The 762-nt window shown below is 37.5% G+C and carries 2 protein-coding genes; both read right to left on the bottom strand.

Going from position 1 to position 762, the window contains the following annotated elements:
* A partial coding sequence (locus ADIWIN_RS22250; RefSeq protein WP_369021500.1) for an ATP-binding protein occupies positions 1 to 261 on the bottom strand: 261 nt, incomplete at its 3' end.
* A 2-nt stretch (positions 262 to 263) separates the two neighbouring features.
* A partial coding sequence (locus ADIWIN_RS16885) for a sensor histidine kinase (protein ID WP_316929661.1) occupies positions 264 to 762 on the bottom strand: 499 nt, incomplete at its 5' end.

Raw genomic sequence — 762 nt, 5'->3', positions numbered from 1 at the left:
GTAATTTTTGAAAATGGTCAATTCCTCTTCACTGGCTTGAGAAATAAGTGCGAAGGTGAAGGTAGATCCTTGGTCAATTTCACTTTCAATGTGCAACACGCCTCCCATTAACTCTATTAGCTTATTGGCGATCGCAAGGCCTAAGCCCGTCCCTTTATAATCACCATTAGAAGCCTCACTTGCCTGCGTAAAAGGTTTTATCAGTTGCGGAATCTTATCTTTGGAAATGCCTACACCATTGTCCTTTACTGTACATGTCAGAATTAGGTTTTCAGTAAAATAAATTCACCACTAATGGTGATATCAATCTGCCCACCCTTTTTTGAGAACTTAACGGCATTCCCAATGATATTGAAAAAAATCTGCGCCAGTTTATCTTTATCCAAAATAATGGTCCTGGGAACGCTCTTTTTTATTTCTAAATTGATTTTTAAAGATTTTTGGTTTGCCATTCCCGAAAAGACATTGACAATTTTTTCCATTTCAGAAGCAAAGTTCATTGCTACTGGGTCCAATTCCATTTTACCCGCATCAATTTTAGAGTAATCAAGAATATCATTTACTATGTTTAAAAGTGATTCTCCGGAATCTCCGATGATAGAGAGTAGTTCGTGTTGCTTTGTTGACAATGGCGTCTTGAACAACAAGCCAGTTATTCCTAATAGACCATTTAAAGGTGTTCTAATCTCATGGCTCATATTGGCCAAAAAAGCTCGACTTTTCTCTATTTGCCAATTCAGCTGCTTCTTTGGCTTCACTAAG

The sequence above is a fragment of the Winogradskyella psychrotolerans RS-3 genome, assembly GCF_000427335.1.
Lineage (GTDB): Bacteria > Bacteroidota > Bacteroidia > Flavobacteriales > Flavobacteriaceae > Winogradskyella > Winogradskyella psychrotolerans.
The sequence above is the reverse complement of the archived record's forward strand: the minus strand, read 5'-3'. Positions and strand labels throughout refer to the sequence as shown.